This window comes from Polyangium sorediatum (genome assembly GCF_029946465.1).
Taxonomy (GTDB): domain Bacteria; phylum Myxococcota_A; class Polyangia; order Polyangiales; family Polyangiaceae; genus Polyangium; species Polyangium fumosum.
In genome coordinates, this window is record NZ_JARZHI010000009.1 from 26,751 (window position 1) to 44,914 (window position 18,164).

Annotated in this window: 9 protein-coding genes; 6 read left to right on the forward strand and 3 right to left on the reverse strand. The window is 69.9% G+C overall.

Going from position 1 to position 18,164, the window contains the following annotated elements:
- Positions 1-720: 720 nt before the first annotated feature.
- Both QHF89_RS13215 and QHF89_RS13220 read left to right on the forward strand, forming a co-directional pair.
- Positions 721-3,312, forward strand: a complete 2,592-nt coding sequence (locus QHF89_RS13215; protein WP_136972625.1) for an ArnT family glycosyltransferase — start codon at positions 721-723, stop codon at positions 3,310-3,312.
- A 61-nt stretch (positions 3,313-3,373) separates the two neighbouring features.
- Positions 3,374-3,856, forward strand: a complete 483-nt coding sequence (locus QHF89_RS13220; protein ID WP_136972624.1) for a TIGR02266 family protein — start codon at positions 3,374-3,376, stop codon at positions 3,854-3,856.
- Positions 3,857-4,940: 1,084 nt separating this feature from the next.
- Here QHF89_RS13220 and QHF89_RS13225 read toward each other — a convergent pair.
- The 3 genes from QHF89_RS13225 to QHF89_RS13235 are packed head-to-tail and all read right to left on the reverse strand — an operon-like array spanning position 4,941 to position 8,478.
- A complete protein-coding gene (locus tag QHF89_RS13225; RefSeq protein WP_136972623.1) occupies positions 4,941-6,713 on the reverse strand; it encodes a hypothetical protein in 1,773 nt (590 codons plus the stop codon).
- A 52-nt stretch (positions 6,714-6,765) separates the two neighbouring features.
- Entirely contained in the window at positions 6,766-7,833 is a 1,068-nt protein-coding gene (locus QHF89_RS13230; protein WP_284720439.1) for a zf-HC2 domain-containing protein, read from the reverse strand.
- A gap of 18 nt (positions 7,834-7,851) precedes the next feature.
- Positions 7,852-8,478, reverse strand: coding sequence for an RNA polymerase sigma factor (locus tag QHF89_RS13235; RefSeq protein ID WP_136931358.1), 627 nt, complete (start codon positions 8,476-8,478; stop codon positions 7,852-7,854).
- 378 nt (positions 8,479-8,856) lie between these two features.
- On the opposite strand from QHF89_RS13235, the gene QHF89_RS13240 reads away from it, so the two are divergent.
- From QHF89_RS13240 to QHF89_RS13255, 4 genes are read left to right on the forward strand one after another with little or no spacing between them, the layout of a single operon-like run.
- Positions 8,857-9,759 (forward strand): hypothetical protein, encoded by a 903-nt coding sequence (locus QHF89_RS13240; RefSeq protein ID WP_136972622.1) that lies wholly within the window; start codon positions 8,857-8,859, stop codon positions 9,757-9,759.
- A gap of 22 nt (positions 9,760-9,781) precedes the next feature.
- Complete coding sequence (locus QHF89_RS13245; RefSeq protein WP_136972621.1) at positions 9,782-12,190, forward strand: tetratricopeptide repeat protein; 2,409 nt, start codon at positions 9,782-9,784, stop codon at positions 12,188-12,190.
- A complete protein-coding gene (locus QHF89_RS13250; protein ID WP_136972620.1) occupies positions 12,187-16,554 on the forward strand; it encodes a tetratricopeptide repeat protein in 4,368 nt (1,455 codons plus the stop codon). The genes QHF89_RS13245 and QHF89_RS13250 overlap by 4 nt, the downstream gene beginning before the upstream one ends.
- Entirely contained in the window at positions 16,551-18,164 is a 1,614-nt protein-coding gene (locus QHF89_RS13255; RefSeq protein WP_284720440.1) for a tetratricopeptide repeat protein, read from the forward strand. The genes QHF89_RS13250 and QHF89_RS13255 overlap by 4 nt, the downstream gene beginning before the upstream one ends.

Consider the following 18,164-nt stretch of genomic DNA (forward strand, 5'->3'; position numbering starts at 1 on the left):
CCCGGCGCCCGTTCCACCCCGCGGCCCGCGCGTGAGATCGTCCGTCGTCGCGGGCCTCCCGCCACGCGCGGGCGCTCCCGGTCGCGCCGCCGCGCCGCGGGTGTCCGGTCGTGCGCCCCTCTCGCCGCGAGCGTCCGGTCGTGCGCCCCTCTCGCCGCGAGCGTCCGGTCGTGCACCCCTCTCGCCGCGAGCGTCCGGTCGTGCGCCCCTCTCGCCGCGTGTGTCGGGTCGTGCGCCCCTCTCGCCGCGCGTGTCGGGTCGTGCGCCCCTCTCGCCGCGTGTGTCGGGTCGTGCGCCCCTCTCGCCGCGCGTGTCGGGTCGTGCGCCCCTTTCGCCACGCCCGGGAGGCGCCCCCTTCGTCGCAGGGCCCTTCCCGCGCGGGCCGGGCCCTTGCCCTCGCCCTTCCTCCCCACGCGGTTTTCCCTTCGCGCCGCGCGTCGCCTCGCCCGGCCGACCTCCGCCGCGACCCCGCTCGGGCCTCGGCCCGCGCGACTCCCTTTGCGGGGACGCGCCGGCTCGTTCGTCATGGGACGGTCGTTCACGCGCGGCTTCGGGCTCCCGGCCGGGTCGCTCGGCGCGGGGTTCGGCTCTACGGCTCTTCACAGCGCGGCGCGATAGCAGACAGAGGGGGAGGCCTCAAACGGCTTCTCAACGTTCTCCAAGCTGACCGCCTCTCCAAACGCCTTTGGCTGCCGGCCCGAGCAGCGGTAGAAGCCCCCCATGGAAGCCGTCCCCGAGAGCGCCCAAGGCGGTACGACCCGTGAGGATGCTCGAACCCCTGCGAGCGCCCGCGCGCCTTCCTTCGCCGCGTGGTCCCGACCGCTTTCGCTCGCGGTCGCGGCCCTCGTGCTCTTCTCGACCCTCGGCAAGAGCGGGATCTGGGATCCGTACGAGCTCGACGCAGCCGATCTCTCGCGCCGCATCGCGATCCACGTCTTCCACGCGGACAAGCTCGCGCTCCCCGACGCCGTGAACCAGATGCCCACGCTGAGCGATCTGCGCATGGGCGAGCTGCCGTTCACCTCGATGGCCCTCGGCTTCCGGCTCTTCGGGCTCGCGGACTGGACGGGACGCCTGCCGCTCGCAATCTGGGCGTTCGTCGGCGTCGTCGCGCTGCACGAGATCCTCGCGCGTCTCTCGGGAAAACGAGCCGCGCTCTACGGCGCCGTCGCGCTCGCCACGACGCCGCTCTACTTCATGCAGGCGAGGACGATGCTCGGCGACATCGTCACGATGTCCTCGCTCTCGCTCGCGTTCGCAGGCCTCGTCGGCGCGCTTTTTGATCGCGCGCGCGGCACGAAAGAGGGCGCCGAGGTCGACGTCCCGGGCGCGCGCACGTGGCTCGTGAAGGGCGTCTGGCTGCTCGTCGGGGCCCTCGGCCTCGTGGCCGGATACATGTCGCGCGGGCTCCTGATCGGCGTCGCGGTGCCTGCGCTCGCCGCAGGTCTCGCCTGGCTCGTCCTCGAGCTCGGAGGGTTCTCCGCGGGGCGAACCCTCGGCGAGCACGCGATCGGCGCGCTCGCGCTCCTCTTCGGGCTCATGGCCCTGGGCGTCGGGATCTCGCTCCTGGCCCGCACCTCGCCCGACGCGGCGCTGCCGCGCGCGCTCGGCGTCGCACTCACCAAGAAGGCGAGCGTGGATGCGACGTTCGATCGGACGATCCGGCACCTTGGCCACGCGCTCTTCCCGTGGAGCGCGTTCCTGCCGTTCGCGATCGGAAGGTTGTTCCGCGCGCCCGTGGAGCTCGACGTGCCCGCCCGCAGGCGCGAGGTGGGCCTGCGCGTCGCGCTGCTCGTCGGCGCAGCCGTCGCATACGCCGTCTACGCCGCGCTCACGCCACACGTCACGTTTCTCCCATGGAGCGGCGTCGCGCTGCTCGCAGGCGTCGCAGGGCTCGCGGTGGCCGACTTCGATCGCGGCGCGCCTCCATCACGGGCCCTCGCGCTCGGCGTCGCGTTGCTCGCGTTCGTGCTCTACCGCGACATGGTGCTGGAGCCAGGGCGCATGTTCAGCGTGTTCGAGGTGGACAAGCCCTCGTTCCCGAAGAGCTTCGAGCAAGACGCGGCGACGCTGATGCGTCTCTCCGCCGCGGCATTCGCGGCGCTCGTGGCGATCGCGTGGTTCGAAGGGCGCACCGACAAACCGGGCTCGATCGCCGCGTGGGCCGACGGTCTCGTCGAGGACTACCGCAAGGTGAGCCGCGAGCTCGCCACGATCTGGAACGGCAACCTGTTCTTCGCCGCAGTCGTCGTCGAGGCCGCGCTCGTCGGCCTCGGCGCAATGCTCTTCCTCGGCACGCGGCTCGGCTGGGCCTCCGTGCTGAGGCTGCCGCGCAACTTCATCGACGCCGGCCTGAACCTCTGGTGGGCGTTGCCGCTCCTCCTCGCAACCCTGCCGATCTCCTTCGCCGCCGTGCGCGACGGCTTCCGCGCAGCGCTCGGCCTCACGCGCCTGCCCCGCGGCGCCGGCGTGCTCCTCGCCGCGCTCGCCGCCGGCGCGGTGCTCTCGTTCGGCTACTACCCAGCGCTCGCCGCGCAGCTCTCACCGAAGGAGGTCTTCGACGCCTACGCGCGGCTCCAGAAGCCCGGCGAGCCCCTCGGCCTGCTCGGCGTGCGCGCCCGCTCGATCGCCTACTACCACCACGGCGGCGAAGTCGCGCAGTTCAACGATCCCGCCGAAGCGTTCAAGTGGCTCACCGAGGGCACAGATCGTCGCTGGCTCATCGTCCGCGCCGAAGAGCTCCCGCGCCTCAACTCGCTCCACCGCAAGAACAAGGGCTCGAACCTGCCCGTGCTCGACGCGCGTTCAAGCCAGATCCTGCTCGTGTCGAGTGATCTCGGAGGCCAGCCCAACGAAAATCCCCTCGGCGCGCAGGTGCTCGACGCGCCGCTGCCCCGCCTCCACGAGGTCGACGCCGCATTCGAGGATCAGATCGAGGTGCTCGGCTGGGAGGTCCGCGACGGCACCGGCCAAGTCGTGGACAGCGTGGTCCCGCAGCGCAAGTACCACATGCGTTTCTACTACCGGGTCGTGAATCCCATCACCGGCACCTGGAAGGCGTTCCTGCACATCGACGGCTACCAGCGCCGATACAACGGCGATCACGCCGTCCTCGATGGCAAATATGCGATGAACCTGTGGCAGCCGAACGACATCGTGGTGGACGATTACGTGTTCGAGCTCGAGCCGAACTTCACGCCAGGCGACTACACGGTCTATTTCGGCTTCTTCTCCGGAGACACGCGTTTCCGGGTAACGCGTGGCCCGAACCACGAGAACCGTGTCATCGGCGGAGCACTCCACGTGCGTTGAGCAATGCGCACCTGTCGGATCCCTTGGCGCCCGTGTGGAAAGCGGCTACGCGGAAGGTTCAATGGGTGAGCGTCGCGGGAGCGATCCGGAGCGCAAAACGGTCGACGAGGCCACGACGGCAGACAAACCGCCGCCGTCGACGCGCGAGAACGAAGCAGCACCTGCAAGCCGTCCAAGCTGGCTCGAGCGCCGTTCCTCGGAGCGATACGACGTGACCTGGTCGGTCGATTGCGAGACCGAGGAGACGTTCCTCTACGCCGCGATCACGAACATCTCAGAGCTCGGCATCTTCGTACGGACAACAGACCCGTTGCCCATCGGCACGAGCCTCACGCTCCGATTCGCCCCGCCGAACAGCAACGATTCCTTCGTGCTCGAAGGCACGGTGCAGTGGGTCAACGTGGTCCGCCCCCTCCACGACAACCCAAACCCCGGCATGGGCGTACGCTTCGTGCGGATCACAGCCGCCGAGCGCGAACGGCTCGTCGACACAATCCGCACGATCGCGTACCTGCGCGAGAACGCAGGACCCGTTTCCAACTGAAGCGCGGAGCTGGGGCGTTGCCCCAGGCCCCACCAGGGGTTGTCCACCCCTGGACCCGGACCAGGCACGGCCTGGACCGGGGTCGAGGAACTGCGCGGTGCGCAGTTCCTCGAACAGCCAGGGTCAAGACCCTCCACGATCCTGCCAACCAAGACAGCGGCGCTGCGGGTTCCATGGGCAGCGTGTCCGTCGCCAGGTAGAGACCCACCTCCATGGTCTTGCCACGGGCCCGTGGGAAGAACTGCGCGTTGCGCAGTTCTTCCCCCCTCGGTCCAGGCCGTGCCTGGTCCGGGTCGAGGGGCGGACAGCCCCCGCGGGGTCCGGGGCAGCGCCCCGGCGCGACGCCCCACGCGGAGACGCTTGCGCGACCACGTGGTGCAGAGGGCAGAGGATGCCTGACATCCGACCGAACACGTGGTGTCGTCCCTCGACGGTGCGTGTTCGGCGGCGCGACGGATCCCTTCGCTGAGCGACGGCGCGAGGCACGCTGCCCGCCACGTGCGTTTGGCTTCGGCGCTGACCGGTCGTCCTCCGCGACATGGACCCTCGACGGCGGACGCGTGATGTTTGGCAGCTCGACACGGAGCCTCGGCGGCCTCCGGCTGTGGTGTGAGGCTCGACCTTCCCCAGGGGAACGCGCGTCGCCGCGTGTCTGGCGGCAGGACACGTTCCCTGTCGCGGCGATGCACCTTGTCCCGCTTCGTGCCTGATGTCCTGCTGCTGGGACGTCGCTTGTCGCGGCGCGGAACCGACGAGGACGAGGATCGAGGTCGCCTGTCGAGGATGTGATCGGGCAACACGAGGACGGCGGGGGTGGTGATCACGCCCTGCGTCACCTCGCCTGAACGAACGAGCCTACCTGTTCCTCTTTCAAACCGACGACGTGCACGTACCCCGTGGAACCTTCAGCGCAGCTGCCTTGATGGGCAGACGCGTCGCCGGCCTTGTCTTCGCCCGTTCGATGAACTGCGCATCGCGCAGTTCATCGACCCTGGGTCCAGCGCCTCGCTGGTCCGGGTCCCGGGGCGGACAGCCCCGGGTGGGGCCTGGGGCAACGCCCCAGCTCCGTGGAGGTGGACGACGCCTACAGCCCGACCGGCAGCGGGAAGCGACGTACGTAGACGCCGAAGTGGTTCGTGCTGTCGTCTTGCCAGCCGATGGCGACGAAGCCTGCGCCGCCGATGGCTACGGCGGGCCCGCTGCGGGAGCCGTTTGTGCCTTCGGGGTCGGGGATGTTTGCGAGGAAGGCGTCGTTCTGGCCGGTGACGCTGTTGTAGCCGAAGCCTGAGGTGCCTCCGATGAAGCGCGCGCCGATCGTCCCGCGCTCGTCTTGCCAGACGACCGTGAAGAAGCCGAGCCCTGCGGCCACCTTCGGCTTCTGCTGCAGGCCGGCGGTCTGCGTGTTTACGGTCTTCTGGTCCTCGGTGCCGGGGACACGTGCGAAGTCCTTGTCGTAGCGCTGGAAGAAGATGTCGCCGCTCGCGTGCCACACGATGATGTAGCGACCGTCGGGGAGCATCGCGACGTCGGGGGCGTCTTGCAGGCCTGTCGTCGCGTCGTTCACGAGCTTGGGCGTGCCGACTTCGCCGTTGGGTTTGACCGTCACCATGACGATCCCGTTGCCGTCGCCGTCGCCGGCGCCTTGGTAGACGACCACCCAGCCGTCCTTGTTGCCTGCGACGCGCGGCGCGGAGCCGTTCGTGGCGATCGGGATCTCGCCCATCGCTGGCTCGAGTGCGCCCGTCTTTGTCCAGATGCGACCGAACACGCCGGTGCCGCGGTTCCATACGACGAGTGCGGCGTCCTCCGGCCCGCCTGCGACGTCGGGCCGGATCTGCACGTCGCCGACCTGCGTGCTGACCTTCAGCGGCGGCGCGTCTGCGCAGCCCCACTCGTTCTGGGCGTTCAGGTAGATGTGGTAGTTGTTCGTCGCCTCTTGATCACTCGCGTAGACGATCGCGACGTGGTTCAGGCCGACGGGGGCGAGGGACGGATCACGTTGCACGAGCGCGGGGCCTGACCCGGGCAAACTGGTGCAGCGCGCGGGGAGCTGGATCTGCTGCGAGAGCGGGTAGGGCTTCTCGATCGGGTAGAGATCCGCGCCGAGGAAGCGCATCAGGATGTCGCCGCCGCCGCCGCCCGTGGTGCTCGTGTAGGCGGTGCGCAGCGCGTTTTTCGTCGCGTCGACGCCCGGGCAGAACTCCATCGCGAGGTGCGTCTTCGTGCCGGGGCCGTCGTTGTCGAGCGCCGGGGGCACGTTGTTCTTCACGGAGAGCAGGATCTCCTGCGCGGTGCAGTCGCACCGACAAACTGCGTCCGGCGCGATGCCGCCGCACGTCTCGGCGGGGCTCCCGTCGCACGCGCGTGCTGCCTCGGGCCCGAGATCGCACTGCTCGCCGGTGCCGACGGCGCCGTCGTTGCAGCATGCGGGCGGCGTGTACCGCTGCACCTTGATCGTCACCTCGAGTGGGTCCTGATCGACCTTCTCCACGGCGCAACCTTCGGCGAGGACGCCCGCGCCGCCTTCGGCCATGATCGCGAAGACCTTCTCGGCGCCGTCGCGATCGAGCTCGATGTCCCTGCACCAGGTGACGCCCTCGCCGCAGCCGTCCTTGTGCAGATCGAACGTCTGCACGGCGTCGCCCGTGGGGGCGTTCTCCACGCGGCCCGTCGCGGGCGTGCAGGTCGCGTTGCCCTTGTCGAAGACGCGCAGCGTGACGCGCGTCGCCGTGTCGAGCAGCCCGAGGGGCGCCTGCATGACGAGGCCTACGTTGATGGGCGCCTCGGTGCAGGCGCCCACGACGATGGCCACGGGCAGGGCAGGGACGAGGCCCAAGAAAAGGCGTGATCGGCGCATGGGCCGAGTCTAGCGGGTCACGGCCCGGTTTCGCAGGCCGTTGATGGGCCCGTCAGTACCCGGCGCTGGCCGGGGCGGGGTGCTCTGCTGCGCGCTTCGGCGCGGCGTTCACGTTCCGGCCTGAACCACCCCCCGGCGCGGCCTTCGCCCTTTGCGCTTCTTCCTCTGCCGTCGGCGTCGCGGGGGCGGGCTTGCCTGCGGGCTTGCCTGCGGCTGCGACCGTCGACGTCGCGGCTGGAGGCGGCGCAGGGGCCGGCGCCGCGGCGCGGTTGGCCACGAGGCCACCACCTACGTTGTTCGTCTGGTTCGCCGTTTCGCTCTCCTGCAGCGCTTCCTCGGCGCGCGCCTTGTACCCGTCGCTCTGCTTGAGCGCCGAGTAGAGCTCCCGCGCGCGATCCGTGTTGCCGAGGCTCCGCTGGCACTGCGCCGCTTCCCACATCGCGTCGGCGGCTTGTGGCGTGCCCGGGTAACGGGCGCCGATGTCGTCGTACAGGCGGAGCGACGCGTCGCAGCCCGAGCCGTCGCGCGTGGCGCGTGCCTCGGCGAGCGCTTTGCCCGCGCCTTCCGTCTCCTTCGCCGCGCCCTTGTCCGCTGCGTCGTCCTTGCTCTTCTTCGCGCCCTCGGCGACGTCGGCTGCGGCCGCGGCCATGGGCGCTGCGGCGATCGGCGGGGGAGGGGCCTGCGCGGGGGCCTGGAGATCGCCCTCGTCCGGCGCGGGCACGCCACGCTCGGTCACGCGCACCGGCGTGATCCCGACCGTGCCGGGTTTGGCGCGGAGCAGGAGCAGGCTCGACCCGATCACCAGGAAGAACAACGCGGCCATCGCGAGCTGCGGCCGCATCGCGTGGCTGCCCGCCCAGGCCAGGGCGCGCAGCGCTTTGCGATGCCAGGGCGTCGTGCGTTGCGCGTCCGTGACGGCGGCGAGGATGCGGTCTTCGAGGCCGGGGCTTGGCTCTTCGAGCGGCAGCATCGCGACCTCGCGTGTCGCGCGGAGCCCGTTCCAGGCTTCACCGCAGCGCGCGCAGGACTCCACGTGCCGGCGGAGCGCTGCGTACGTGAGCTCGTCGAGCTCCTCGTACAGCGCGTCCATCACGACCTGGTCGAACTTCTGGCAATCCATGCAGCACCTTGCCCGGCGTTATCGCAGGGCTCGAGCGTAGTCCTCGTACTCGGCGAGCGCTTCCTGCAAGCGCTCGAGGGCGTAACGCATCCGGCTCTTGACGGTATTTTCCGGTACCCCGGTGATCTCGGCGATGTCCTTGAACGGCACGTGGCCGATCTCCCGCAGGAGAAAGACCTCGCGTTGTTCGGCGGGCAGCCGCTCGACGGCGTGGGTGATCCGATGTCCGAGCTCGGCGCCGATCGCGACCCGCTCGACCGAGGCCGTGGGGTGCGCGTCGGCCGTGCGCTCGGCGAGCGTCGGTCCTTCCTCGCCGCTGCTCGTGCTGGTGGCCTGATCCAGCGACGGATGCCGCCGGAGCGCGGCCTTCCGCAGGTGGTCGATGCACACGTTCCGGGCGATGGCGTAGGCCCACGTGGAGAAGCGGGCCTCGTGCTTGAAGTCGGCCGCGTTCTGCACGATTTTGACGAACACGTCCTGCACGAGATCCTCGGCGATTTGAGGCGCGCGGACCTGGCGAAGGATGAAGTTGTAGACGTTCGTCTTGTGCCTGCGGACGAGACCGGCGAACGCCGCTCGGTCACCACCCTGGAACCGCATCATCAGGACCTCGTCGGTCACCTCCTCGCGAGAGATGCTCGCCACCGTCACCTCCTCGTTTCCTGCGCGTCCGCGGGGGCGGATGCAGGCGAAAGGGGGCCGTGGCGACCGTTGAACGGGTCCATGGGACGCGCGACGGGGCCCGAAGTTCTGATCGGATGGGGGCGTCGCTGCACGACGCCACCTTACCGGATCGGGGCACGGGCGGAGCCGCGAAGTTTGGGTGGCGAGGGCGCTCGGAAAGACCTCGCGCCGGGGCGGACACGAAGCGCCAGCAAATTCACGGCACGTCACGTTCCCGTGTCGCGCGGGGTCCTCGGTTGCATCAGCGCGCTCCCGGAACGTACACTTGGTGAAGGCCGGCAAGCATGGCCGGGCGACAGCGCGTCCTTCCGCCTTCCTTTGATGATGGGGTTGGTCTTCATGCGATTGCTCCCGAAGACGCTCGCCGTGACCTTTGCGGCAACCTGGCTGACCGTGGCGCCGGCGTTTGCCCAGGCCCCCACGGCGCCTCCGCCTGCGGCCGCACCCGGCTTGCTGGCCGTTCCGCCCGGCCAAACCCCGCCCGCCGCCGCGCCGACGCAGCCCGGCATGCAGCCGCCCACGACGCAGCCCGGCATGCAGCCGCAGCCGATGCAACCCGGCATGCAGCCGCAGCCGCCGATGCAGCCCGGCATGCAACCCGCGCCTCCCACGGGCATGCCCGGCGCGCAGCCGGCCCCCGGAGCGCAGCCCGCGGCGCCGCCGGGCATGGACGGACAGACGTACGCCGTGCGCCTGCGTGATCTCGAGCAGCGCATCGACGAGCTGAAAGAGCAGATCCGTCGCAGCCACACGCGGCTCTCGCTGCTCAGCGACACGATCCTGTCGAGCGGCGGCGCCGGCTCCCGCGCGAACCTCAAGTACACGAACGAGCTCTCGGGCGCGTTCAAGATCACGCGCCTGCTCGTCGTCCTCGACGGCGCCGTCCAGTACAACAAGACCGATCAGACGGGCGCGATCGCCGAGGCCGGCGAGATCCCGATCTTCAACGGCTCGATCCCGCCCGGTGATCACACCGTGCAGGTCCTCGTGAACCTGCAGGGCAACGGCTACGGCGTCTTCTCGTACATGCGCGGCTATCGACTCGAGGTCCGCTCGAACCACTCGTTCAGCGCGCAGGAAGGCAAGACGATGACGCTGCAGATCGTCTCGTTCGAGAAGGGCGGCGTGACCACGCCGATCGAGGAGCGCCCGGCGGTGCGGTTCATCGAGAAGGTCACGCAAGGGCTCTCGGATCCGAACGCCCCTGCGGGCGCGCCGGCGCCGCAGGGCGTCGCCAAGTGAGCGATCTCCCGAAGGAACACGCATGAAGAGCACACGCGGTTCCCGCACGCGGAAGGCGCTCCTCGCGGGCCTCCTCGCGGCCTGCGCCACCCTCGTGCCGAGCTTCGCGCACGCGATCGACGCCGAGCAGGCGCTCTCGACCGCCACGCAGCAGATCACGATCGCCGGCAACGGCCTGCGCGCGATCGAGGACGCGATCCAGAAGTCGAAGGGCCGCGAGCGCACGCCGGCGCAGCGCATCGCCGACGCCGTGCTGCTCGTGGGTTCGAGGGACTGGGATCGCGCGGCGACGCTGCTGAACGAGATCCTCGAGAAGTACCCCGACCACCCGACCGCGTACCCCGACGCGCTCTCGCTCCTCGGCGAGACGTACTTCCAGTCGCGGCAGTACCTCTCGGCGCGGCGCGTCTACTTCAAGATCACCGATCGCGTGCAGGAGCCGCGCTTCTTGACCTACCAGGGCAAGGCGCTCGAACGGCTCGTCGACATCGCGCTGCGGACGAAGGACTACCGGCACCTCGACGACGTCTTCTCCGCGATGAACCGCCTCCCGCCCGCGGCCGTGACGAGCGGAATTTCGTACGCACGCGGCAAAGGCCTCGTCGTGAAGAAGGACTGGGCGGGCGCGAAGGCGGCGCTCGCGTCGGTCGATCCGAAGAGCGAGTACGCGCATCAGGCCGGCTACCTGCTCGGCGTCGTGGCCATGAAGGAGGCGACGCCGCCGCCGGTCCCGCTCGCCGAGGGCGAGGTGCCGCCGCGCGCGCCGCGCAGCCGTTACGTCGTGGCGATCGATCAGTTCCGCAAGGTCACGCAGCTCGCGCCCGACTCGAAGGAGCACGAGCGGGTGATCGACATGGCGTGGCTCGCGATAGGAAGGCTCTTCTACGAGTCGGATCAGTGGGCGCAGGCCGTGGATGCGTACAACCACATCGATCGATCGTCGCCGGAGTTCGGGACGATGCTCTACGAGCTCGGCTGGGTGTACGTACGCCTCGGCGACGTCGAGCGCGCGCAACGGGCCCTCGAGGTCCTCTCCGTCGCGGATCCGAACAGCCAGAACATCGCGGACGGCTCGTTGCTCCGCGCGGACCTCATGCTGCGCGCGGGCCAGTTCGAAAAATCGCTCAAGGTCTACGAGGGCGTCCGCGCGAACTACGATCCGATGCGCGCGCGTGTCGACGCGTTCCTCGGCGCGACCAGCGATCCGGCCGTCTACTACGACAAGCTGAGCCAGGAGCAGCTCGACGTCCTCGACTCGAGCTCCGGCCTGCCCACGCTGGCGATCCAGTGGGCGCGCGACGCGGAGGACGGCCCGGCCGCGTTCGCCGTGATCGAGGGCATCGCGCAGTGCCGCGAGCTCATCCAGCAATCGAACGATCTCATCGAGAAGCTGAACGCGGTCGTGGCCTCGACGAACCGCGTCCGCGCATTTCCCGAGCTCAAGGCGGGCGAGGAGAAGGCGCTCGGGCTCATCAACCGCGTGGGCATCGCGCGGCTCTCGATCGGGCAGGGCATGGACGAGGTCGAGTCCTCGTCGCTCTCCGGCGAGATCGGGCAGGTGCGCGCGCGTCGCCGCTCGCTGGAGAAGCGGCTCGGGATGGTCCCCGTCAACGACTCGGATTTTCAGGAGCGCGAGGGGCAGGCGCTGAAGCAGTGGAACGGCACGTCGCAGTCGGTCCAGCGCATGACGCTCGAAGTGGACTCGCTGCAGGCGCAGGTGAACGGTCTCCGGCGCATGCTGCGCGAGGCGCCGCAGGCGGGCGTCGTGCGGGATCCGGCGGCGGTCGCGCGGTTCGAGCAGGAGCTCGCCGCGCACGAGCGTGATCTCGTGATCTACCGCAAGCAGATCACAGATCTGCGCAAGCTCGTGGGCGCCGGCAAGATGCAGGTCGGCTTCGGCGATCAGCGCTTCATCGAGGACGCGCAGGTGCGGCAGGCGTACCGCGAGGCGATCGTGCGGGAGGTCCAGCTCGCGATGGCGGGGCAGGGGGGCGCGTCGCTCGCCGCGTACGCGAAGCGCGTCGCCCCGCTCCTGCAGAAGGGCGACGAGACGGACACGAAGGTCTTCGCCGCGCTCTCCGATCTCGAGCGCGAAGTCGCGCGGAGGACGACGGACGTGCGGGCGATCCTGGCGCGCGAGACGGCCGCGGTGGTGGGGTACGAGGTGGAGCTCGAGCGGCTCGACAAGGAGGCGCGCGGCGTCGTGGGCGAGGTGGCGATGCGGAACTTCGGCCTCGTGCGCGACCGGCTGCGGAACATCGTCCTGCGCGCGGACGTGGGCATCACCGAGGAGGCGTGGGAGGTGCGCGAGGAGCAAATGACCCGCGTGCGCAGCCTGCGCGTCGAGCGGGCGCGCGAGGAGAAGCTCTTGCGGGAGGAGCTCGACGAGGTCCTCGACGACAGCGCCGCGCCCGGGGCGGAGGGCAAATGAGCGTGCTTCGTCGTTCCTCGTCGCGGTCGGGACGCGGCGCGTCGTCGATCCTCGCGCTGCTCGTCGCGACGTGTGTCGCCGGCAGCGCCGCGTCGCAACCGCAGCCCTTTCCGCCGACGGCAGCGCCCACGGCGCCGCCGACCGCACCACCGACGGCAACGCCCACGGCGCCTCCCGGCGCGATCCCCACGGCGCCTCCGAGTGCAGCGCCCCCGACCGCAGCGCCCCCGACCACGGCTCCAGCGCCCTCCGCGAGCGCGCCGCCCATCCCGCCGCCCACGCCTGCGTTCAAGCCGCGCGTGCAGGCGCCTCCGCCGCCGCCTCCCACGCCCGAGCAGGTCGCGGTGCTCGCGGAGCTCGAGAAAGAGGCCGCGGCGTACGAGCAGGCCGCGCGCGACTACCGCTCGTCGATCACGCGGATCATCCAGCAGCACTATGAAGAGCGCAGGCGTCGTGTCATCGCCGCCCTCGACCGCGAGATCGACGTCGAGCAGAAGGACCTGAAGTCGGCGCGCGAGGAGGCGATCCGCCGCCTCGAAAAGTTCGTCGAGACGTACAGCGGCAGGAACGCGCACCCCGAGAGCACGCCCACGGCGATGTTCCGCCTCGCCGCGCTCTACGAGGAGCGCGCCCGCGAGGACACCGACCTCGCCGACGATCTCGCGATCGGCCTCCGGCCCGCGATCGCCCTCTACAAGCGCATCATCCGCGAGTTCCCGCAGTACAAGGAGCTCGCGGGCGTCTACTACTACCTCGGCCACGCGTTGAACGACTCGGCGCGGATCTTCGAGGCGCAGCAGGTCTTCCGGTCCTTCGTCTGCCACGACCGCTACCCGTACCCCGTTCCTACGGATCCGAAGGATCCGACGCGGGACACGGTCGGCAAGCTCCCGCAGGATCACGATCGCGACTACTGGCTCGGCTGGGAGTCGCGGCACCCGATCCCCATCGGCGAGGCCGCGAAACGCAAGGCCGCGCAGCCGCCGCCCAAGAAGAAGACAAACGCCAAGGGCAAGGGGAAGGAGCCGGAGCCCGAGCCGGAAGCGCCGGCGATCGAGGACGAGCTCGTCTTCGTCAATCCGTACCCCGACGCCTGCAAGCCGATCCCGCAGAAGGTCGCGGAGGGCGCGGAGCCGCGGTACCTCGCCGAGGTCTGGTGGCTCATCGGCGACTACCACTTCAACGAGATCGATCCGGGCGGCGGGCCCTTCAGCCTGAACCGCGCCGAGGTCGCGTACACGCGATCGCTCCAGTACAAGAAGCCGCCCGTCTACGGCGTCGCGATGTACAAGCTCGCGTGGACGTACTTCAAGCAGCTCCGCTACGAGACGAGCGTCCGGCAGTTCGTCGAGCTGCTCAAGTACACCGACGAACAGGAGAAACTCACGGGGGATCCGGGCACGGATTTCCGCGGCGAGTCGTACACGTACATCGCCGGCGCGCTCACGTTCCTCGACTTCACGGGGCCCGCCGCGGATGAGCCCTTCGTCCCGCGCAGCGACATCCTCGACCTCGAGCAGGACCCGCGGATCCGCGAGCAGAAGATGCGCATCGCGATCGATCGCGTGCAGAACGCGGCGCTCATCCCGCAGGATCGCAAGTGGACCGTCGAGGTCTACAAAGCGCTCGCGGCCGAGTTCAAGGAGCTGAACCAGTACCGGAACACGATCGAGGTCTCGGAGCTCATCCTCAAGAAGTGGCCGATGCACCGCGACGCGCCGGTCATGCAGGCGCAGATCGCGGACATCTACGACACGCTCACCGGGCAGTCGCGCGAGGGGACGGCCGAGCGCGCGGAGAACGCGGCGAAGGCCCTCGACGCGCGCACGAAGCTCGCGAACTACGTCGGCAAGACGCCGTGGGTCGAGGCAAACAAGGACGATCCGGAGGCCATCCAGACCGCCGAGCGCCTCGTGCGTGGCGGCCTGCGTCGCGCCGCGGCCGATCACACGAACGCGGGCAGCGCGCTCGTGAACGCGGCGATCCAGAGCGGGGAGCAGGAGACGCGCACCAAGCTCTTCGAACGCGCGCTCTCCGAGTACCGCATGGCCGCGCTTGGCTGGCAGGGCGTGCTGCAGGAAGACGAAAACGCGCCCGACGCGTACGACAGCCGCTACTGGCTCGCGGACGCGAACCACATGGTGCTCGTGATCCAGGTGGCGATGGATCGCTCACCGACGGCCGACGAGATCGAGACCGCGCGGCGCACCGCCGTCGACGTCCGCGACTCGAACGAGGACGACAAGCACCTGCAGCCCGCCGCGTTCATGGTCGTCGACACCGCGTACCAAGCGCTGCTCGACCAGTACAAGCTCTACAAGCGCACGGGCGGGCAAGAGGGGATCGAGCAGCGCACGGGGCTCAAGATCGTCACGGAGAACGACAAGCAGAAGGTCGCCGTCGAAGAGCTGCCGAAGGTCCTCAAGGACGCGGTCGCGGCGCGCGACGAGTACATCCAGCGCGTGCCTCCGGCGAGTGATCTCTCGACGCGGGATCCGCAGACGAACCAGGATCAGAAGAACAGCGATCTCTACGCCTACCAGTCCGCGGAGTTCTTCTTCCTGTACGGCAACTTCGCCGAGGCGCGCCGCAGGCTCGAGCCGATCTACGCCGAGCAGTGCGGCAAGACGCCGTTCGGCTACCTCGCGTGGGAGAAGCTCACGACGATGGCGAACCTCGAGAACGACGTGCCGCGCTCGCGCGCGCTCGCCGAGGCCTCGATGACGAAGAGCTGCGCCATCAGCGAGGAGCAGAAGCTCAAGGAGACGGGCATCGCCCAGCCCACGATCTCGCGCGGCTATTACGTCGACGCCGCGGCGAAGTTCGAGAAGGCCGAGAAGATGCCCGACGGGCCGGAGCGCGTGCAGGCGTGGCGCGAGGCGGCGGCGCTCTACCGCGTGGCGCTGGAGAAAGCCCCGGCGCGGGACGAGGCGCCCGAGGCCGCGATGAACGGCGCGTACTGCTACAAGCAGGTCGGCGACTACGACCAGGCCATCGAGATGTACGCGCTCTTCATCAAGGAGTACGGGAGCGAGGCGAACCTCTCGAAGCTGGAGAAGGGCGACGAGGCCAGCAAGCCCCCGAAGCCCGCGGATCCGAAGCGCTACGCCGAGCGCGTGGGGTACCTGAAGCAGGCCTACGACGCGCTCAGCGCGGCGTACGTGCTCTTCTTCAACTACCGCGCCGCCGCCGAGACGTACGACACGATCTCGCGCAACGGCCGCTTCGAAAAGCCCGCGCGGCGCGAGGCGGCCCGGGGCGCGGTCCTCCTTTACGCGAACGTGGGCGAGCGTGATCGCATGATCGCCTCGCGCAATGCGTTCCTGAACCTCGAGGCCCCGGTCGAGCAGAAGGCCGAGATCGACTACATCGTCGCGTCGGCCGACCTCAAGGCGTGGGACGAGAAGGGCCTCGACGAGGGCGCGAACAGGGCCGCGCGCGTCAAGGCCATGGACGCGATGGAGAACTACTACGAGATGAACCGCCTCACGCCGGCGGCCACGCCGTTCCTCGTCCAGGCGGCCTTCCACGCGGCGAAGATGCGCAAGGCGGCCTCGGATCCGAAGGCGTTCGAGTGGTGCCGCAACACCATCAGCGCCTTCGACAAGTTCAAGGCGTTCGCCGCGATGGACAACAAGAAGGCGCTCGGCACGATGCAGGCCGACATGGCCGCCGAGTGCGCGTACGGCGTGATCGACGACAAGCTCCGGCAGTCCTGGGACTACGACGCCGGCCACCACCGCTACGCAGGCGTCATCGACAAGGTCATCAAGACGTACTCCGACGACCTCAAGAAGGCGGGCGACACGTACTTCAACGACCTGCAGTCGGTGATCAAGACGTACGAGTCACGCGCCTTGTCCGTCGCGTCGTTCGCGCGGCAAGGCTCGCTCTACGACTCGTGCCGCACGGGCCTCTACAACACGCGCCCGCCGGGCTTGAAGCTCTACACCGACCGCGAGGAGAAGCTCCTCAAGCTCGCAGAGACGAGCGATCGCGAGGACCTGCAGGAGACCGCGGACGCCATCCGCCAGAAGCGCCGCGAGCAGTGGCGCGAGGCGCGTGAGCGGCTCCTCAACGACGCCGACCGCGCCATGATCAAGTTCTACGTGCAGGCCGTGGTGTATGCGCGCGCGTGGAACGTGCGAAACCCCGAGGTCGACCACGCGATTCAAAGGCTCGCCTTCTTCACCGACATCCTCGGCGACGCGAAGATTCGCGACATGAGCCAGGGGATCATCGATCCCGAGACGGGACAGCCGTTCCAGTACCAGGACGGCATGTTCCTGCGCACGCGGCCCGGCATGGCGCCCGCGCTGCAGCCCGACGGCCTGCCCGCGCCGCTCCCGGTGACGTTGCCATGAAGCGTTCGCCTCGTCTGGTTTTCGCGGCTCTTGCGTGCGCGCTCGTGCCGCTCCTCGCGGCCTCCTGCGAGGAGACGACCTCGCAGCAGAAGCCGCAGACGCCGCCGCAACCTTCGGCCATGTATCCGAATGGCCCGAACGGGATGAACCCGTGGGGCCAGCCCGCGCCGATCGTGGGCATGAGCCCCACGCCGAGCCTCACGCCGAGCGCGCCGCCGACGCTCACGACCCCGCCGCCGACGCCTCCGCCCGCGCCGCTCCCGCCCGCCGCGGCAGGGCCTTACCAGCAAGGCATGGCCGCGTTTGCCGCGGGGGATCTCACGGCGGCGAAGGGCCTCTTCCAGCAGGTGATCCAGGCCGACGCGCGCGCCCCCCACGCGCACTACTCGCTCGGCGCCGTGCAGGAGCGCTTGCGCGAGCCCGAGGCCGCGGCGAGCTACCAGAAGGCCCTCTCCATCACGCCCGACTACGAGCCCGCGATCATCGCCTACGCGATGCTGCTCGCGCGGAAGGGCAACCTCGGCGAGGCCGAACGTCTCCTCACGGAGAAACGCGCGATCATGCCGCGATCGGCCGCCGTCACGGCCACGCTCGCCGAGGTGAAGAGCCTGCAGAAGGACACCGGATCGGCGCAACGCCTCGCCCAGGAGGCGCTCAAGATCAACCCGGATTACCGGCCCGCGATGGTCGTGATCGCCCGCGATCATTACCGCAACCGCAGGCTCGATCTCGCGCTCTACGCGCTGCAGGCGATCCTCGACGGGTTCGGCGCGGACAACCCGCCGCGCGACAAGGAGAACCCCGAGGCGCTCCTCCTGCGAGGCCTCATCCTGCGCGAGCAATCCCAGCGCGCGGGCGCCATGGACAACTTCCGTCGCGCCGTGCAACGCAGGCCCGATCTCGTCGAGGCGCGCGTGCAGCTCGCCGCGATGCTGCTCGAAGCCGGCAACGGCCAGGAGGCGCTCCCGCTTCTCGAAGGCGCGGTCCGCTACGACGGCGACAACCTCCCCGCGCACCTCGCGCTCGGCGACACGTACCGCTTGCTCGGCCGGTACGGTGACGCGAAGCGCGAGTTCGAGTGGGTGCTCGCGCGGGACGCATCGATGCCGCAGGTCCACTACGACCTCGGCCTTTTGTACCTCTTCGCGCCGAGCGTCCCCGGCATGTCGGCCAAGCAGCAGGTCGCCGAGGCGATCGTCGAGCTGAAGAAGTACCAGGAGCTCCGTCGCAAGGGAGAGCGCGACGACTCCGAGGAGCTCTTGCAGCGCGCAAAGCTCAAGGAAAGCGAGCTCGCCGCTGCGGCCGCCGCCGAGGCGCCCGCGCCCGTCGCACCGCTCCCGAGCACGCCGAGCGCCGAGGATGCGGGCGCCGCGGACGCCGCTGCGCCCCCGCCGGGCCCGCCGCCCGCAGGCCCGCCGCCCGCGACTTCCGCGGCTCCGCCGCCTGCGCCAGCGCCTTCGCCTTCGGGCAGCTCCGCGGCGCCTACGCCGCCGCCCGACGCGCCCGCGCCCGCGCCCACGCCTGCGCCGCCGCCCGCCGCGCCTGCGCCTGCGCCCACGCCGACCAGCACCATCGTCGCCCCGTTCTCCACGCCGCCCCCGGGCATCTAG

Coding starts and splice junctions, on each gene's coding strand:
- QHF89_RS13215 (WP_136972625.1), top strand. CDS start 721: ATGGAAGCCGTCCCCGAGAGCGCCCAAGGCGGTACGACCCGTGAGGAT.
- QHF89_RS13220 (WP_136972624.1), top strand. CDS start 3,374: ATGGGTGAGCGTCGCGGGAGCGATCCGGAGCGCAAAACGGTCGACGAG.
- QHF89_RS13225 (WP_136972623.1), bottom strand. CDS start 6,713: ATGCGCCGATCACGCCTTTTCTTGGGCCTCGTCCCTGCCCTGCCCGTG.
- QHF89_RS13230 (WP_284720439.1), bottom strand. CDS start 7,833: ATGGATTGCCAGAAGTTCGACCAGGTCGTGATGGACGCGCTGTACGAG.
- QHF89_RS13240 (WP_136972622.1), top strand. CDS start 8,857: ATGCGATTGCTCCCGAAGACGCTCGCCGTGACCTTTGCGGCAACCTGG.
- QHF89_RS13245 (WP_136972621.1), top strand. CDS start 9,782: ATGAAGAGCACACGCGGTTCCCGCACGCGGAAGGCGCTCCTCGCGGGC.
- QHF89_RS13250 (WP_136972620.1), top strand. CDS start 12,187: ATGAGCGTGCTTCGTCGTTCCTCGTCGCGGTCGGGACGCGGCGCGTCG.
- QHF89_RS13255 (WP_284720440.1), top strand. CDS start 16,551: ATGAAGCGTTCGCCTCGTCTGGTTTTCGCGGCTCTTGCGTGCGCGCTC.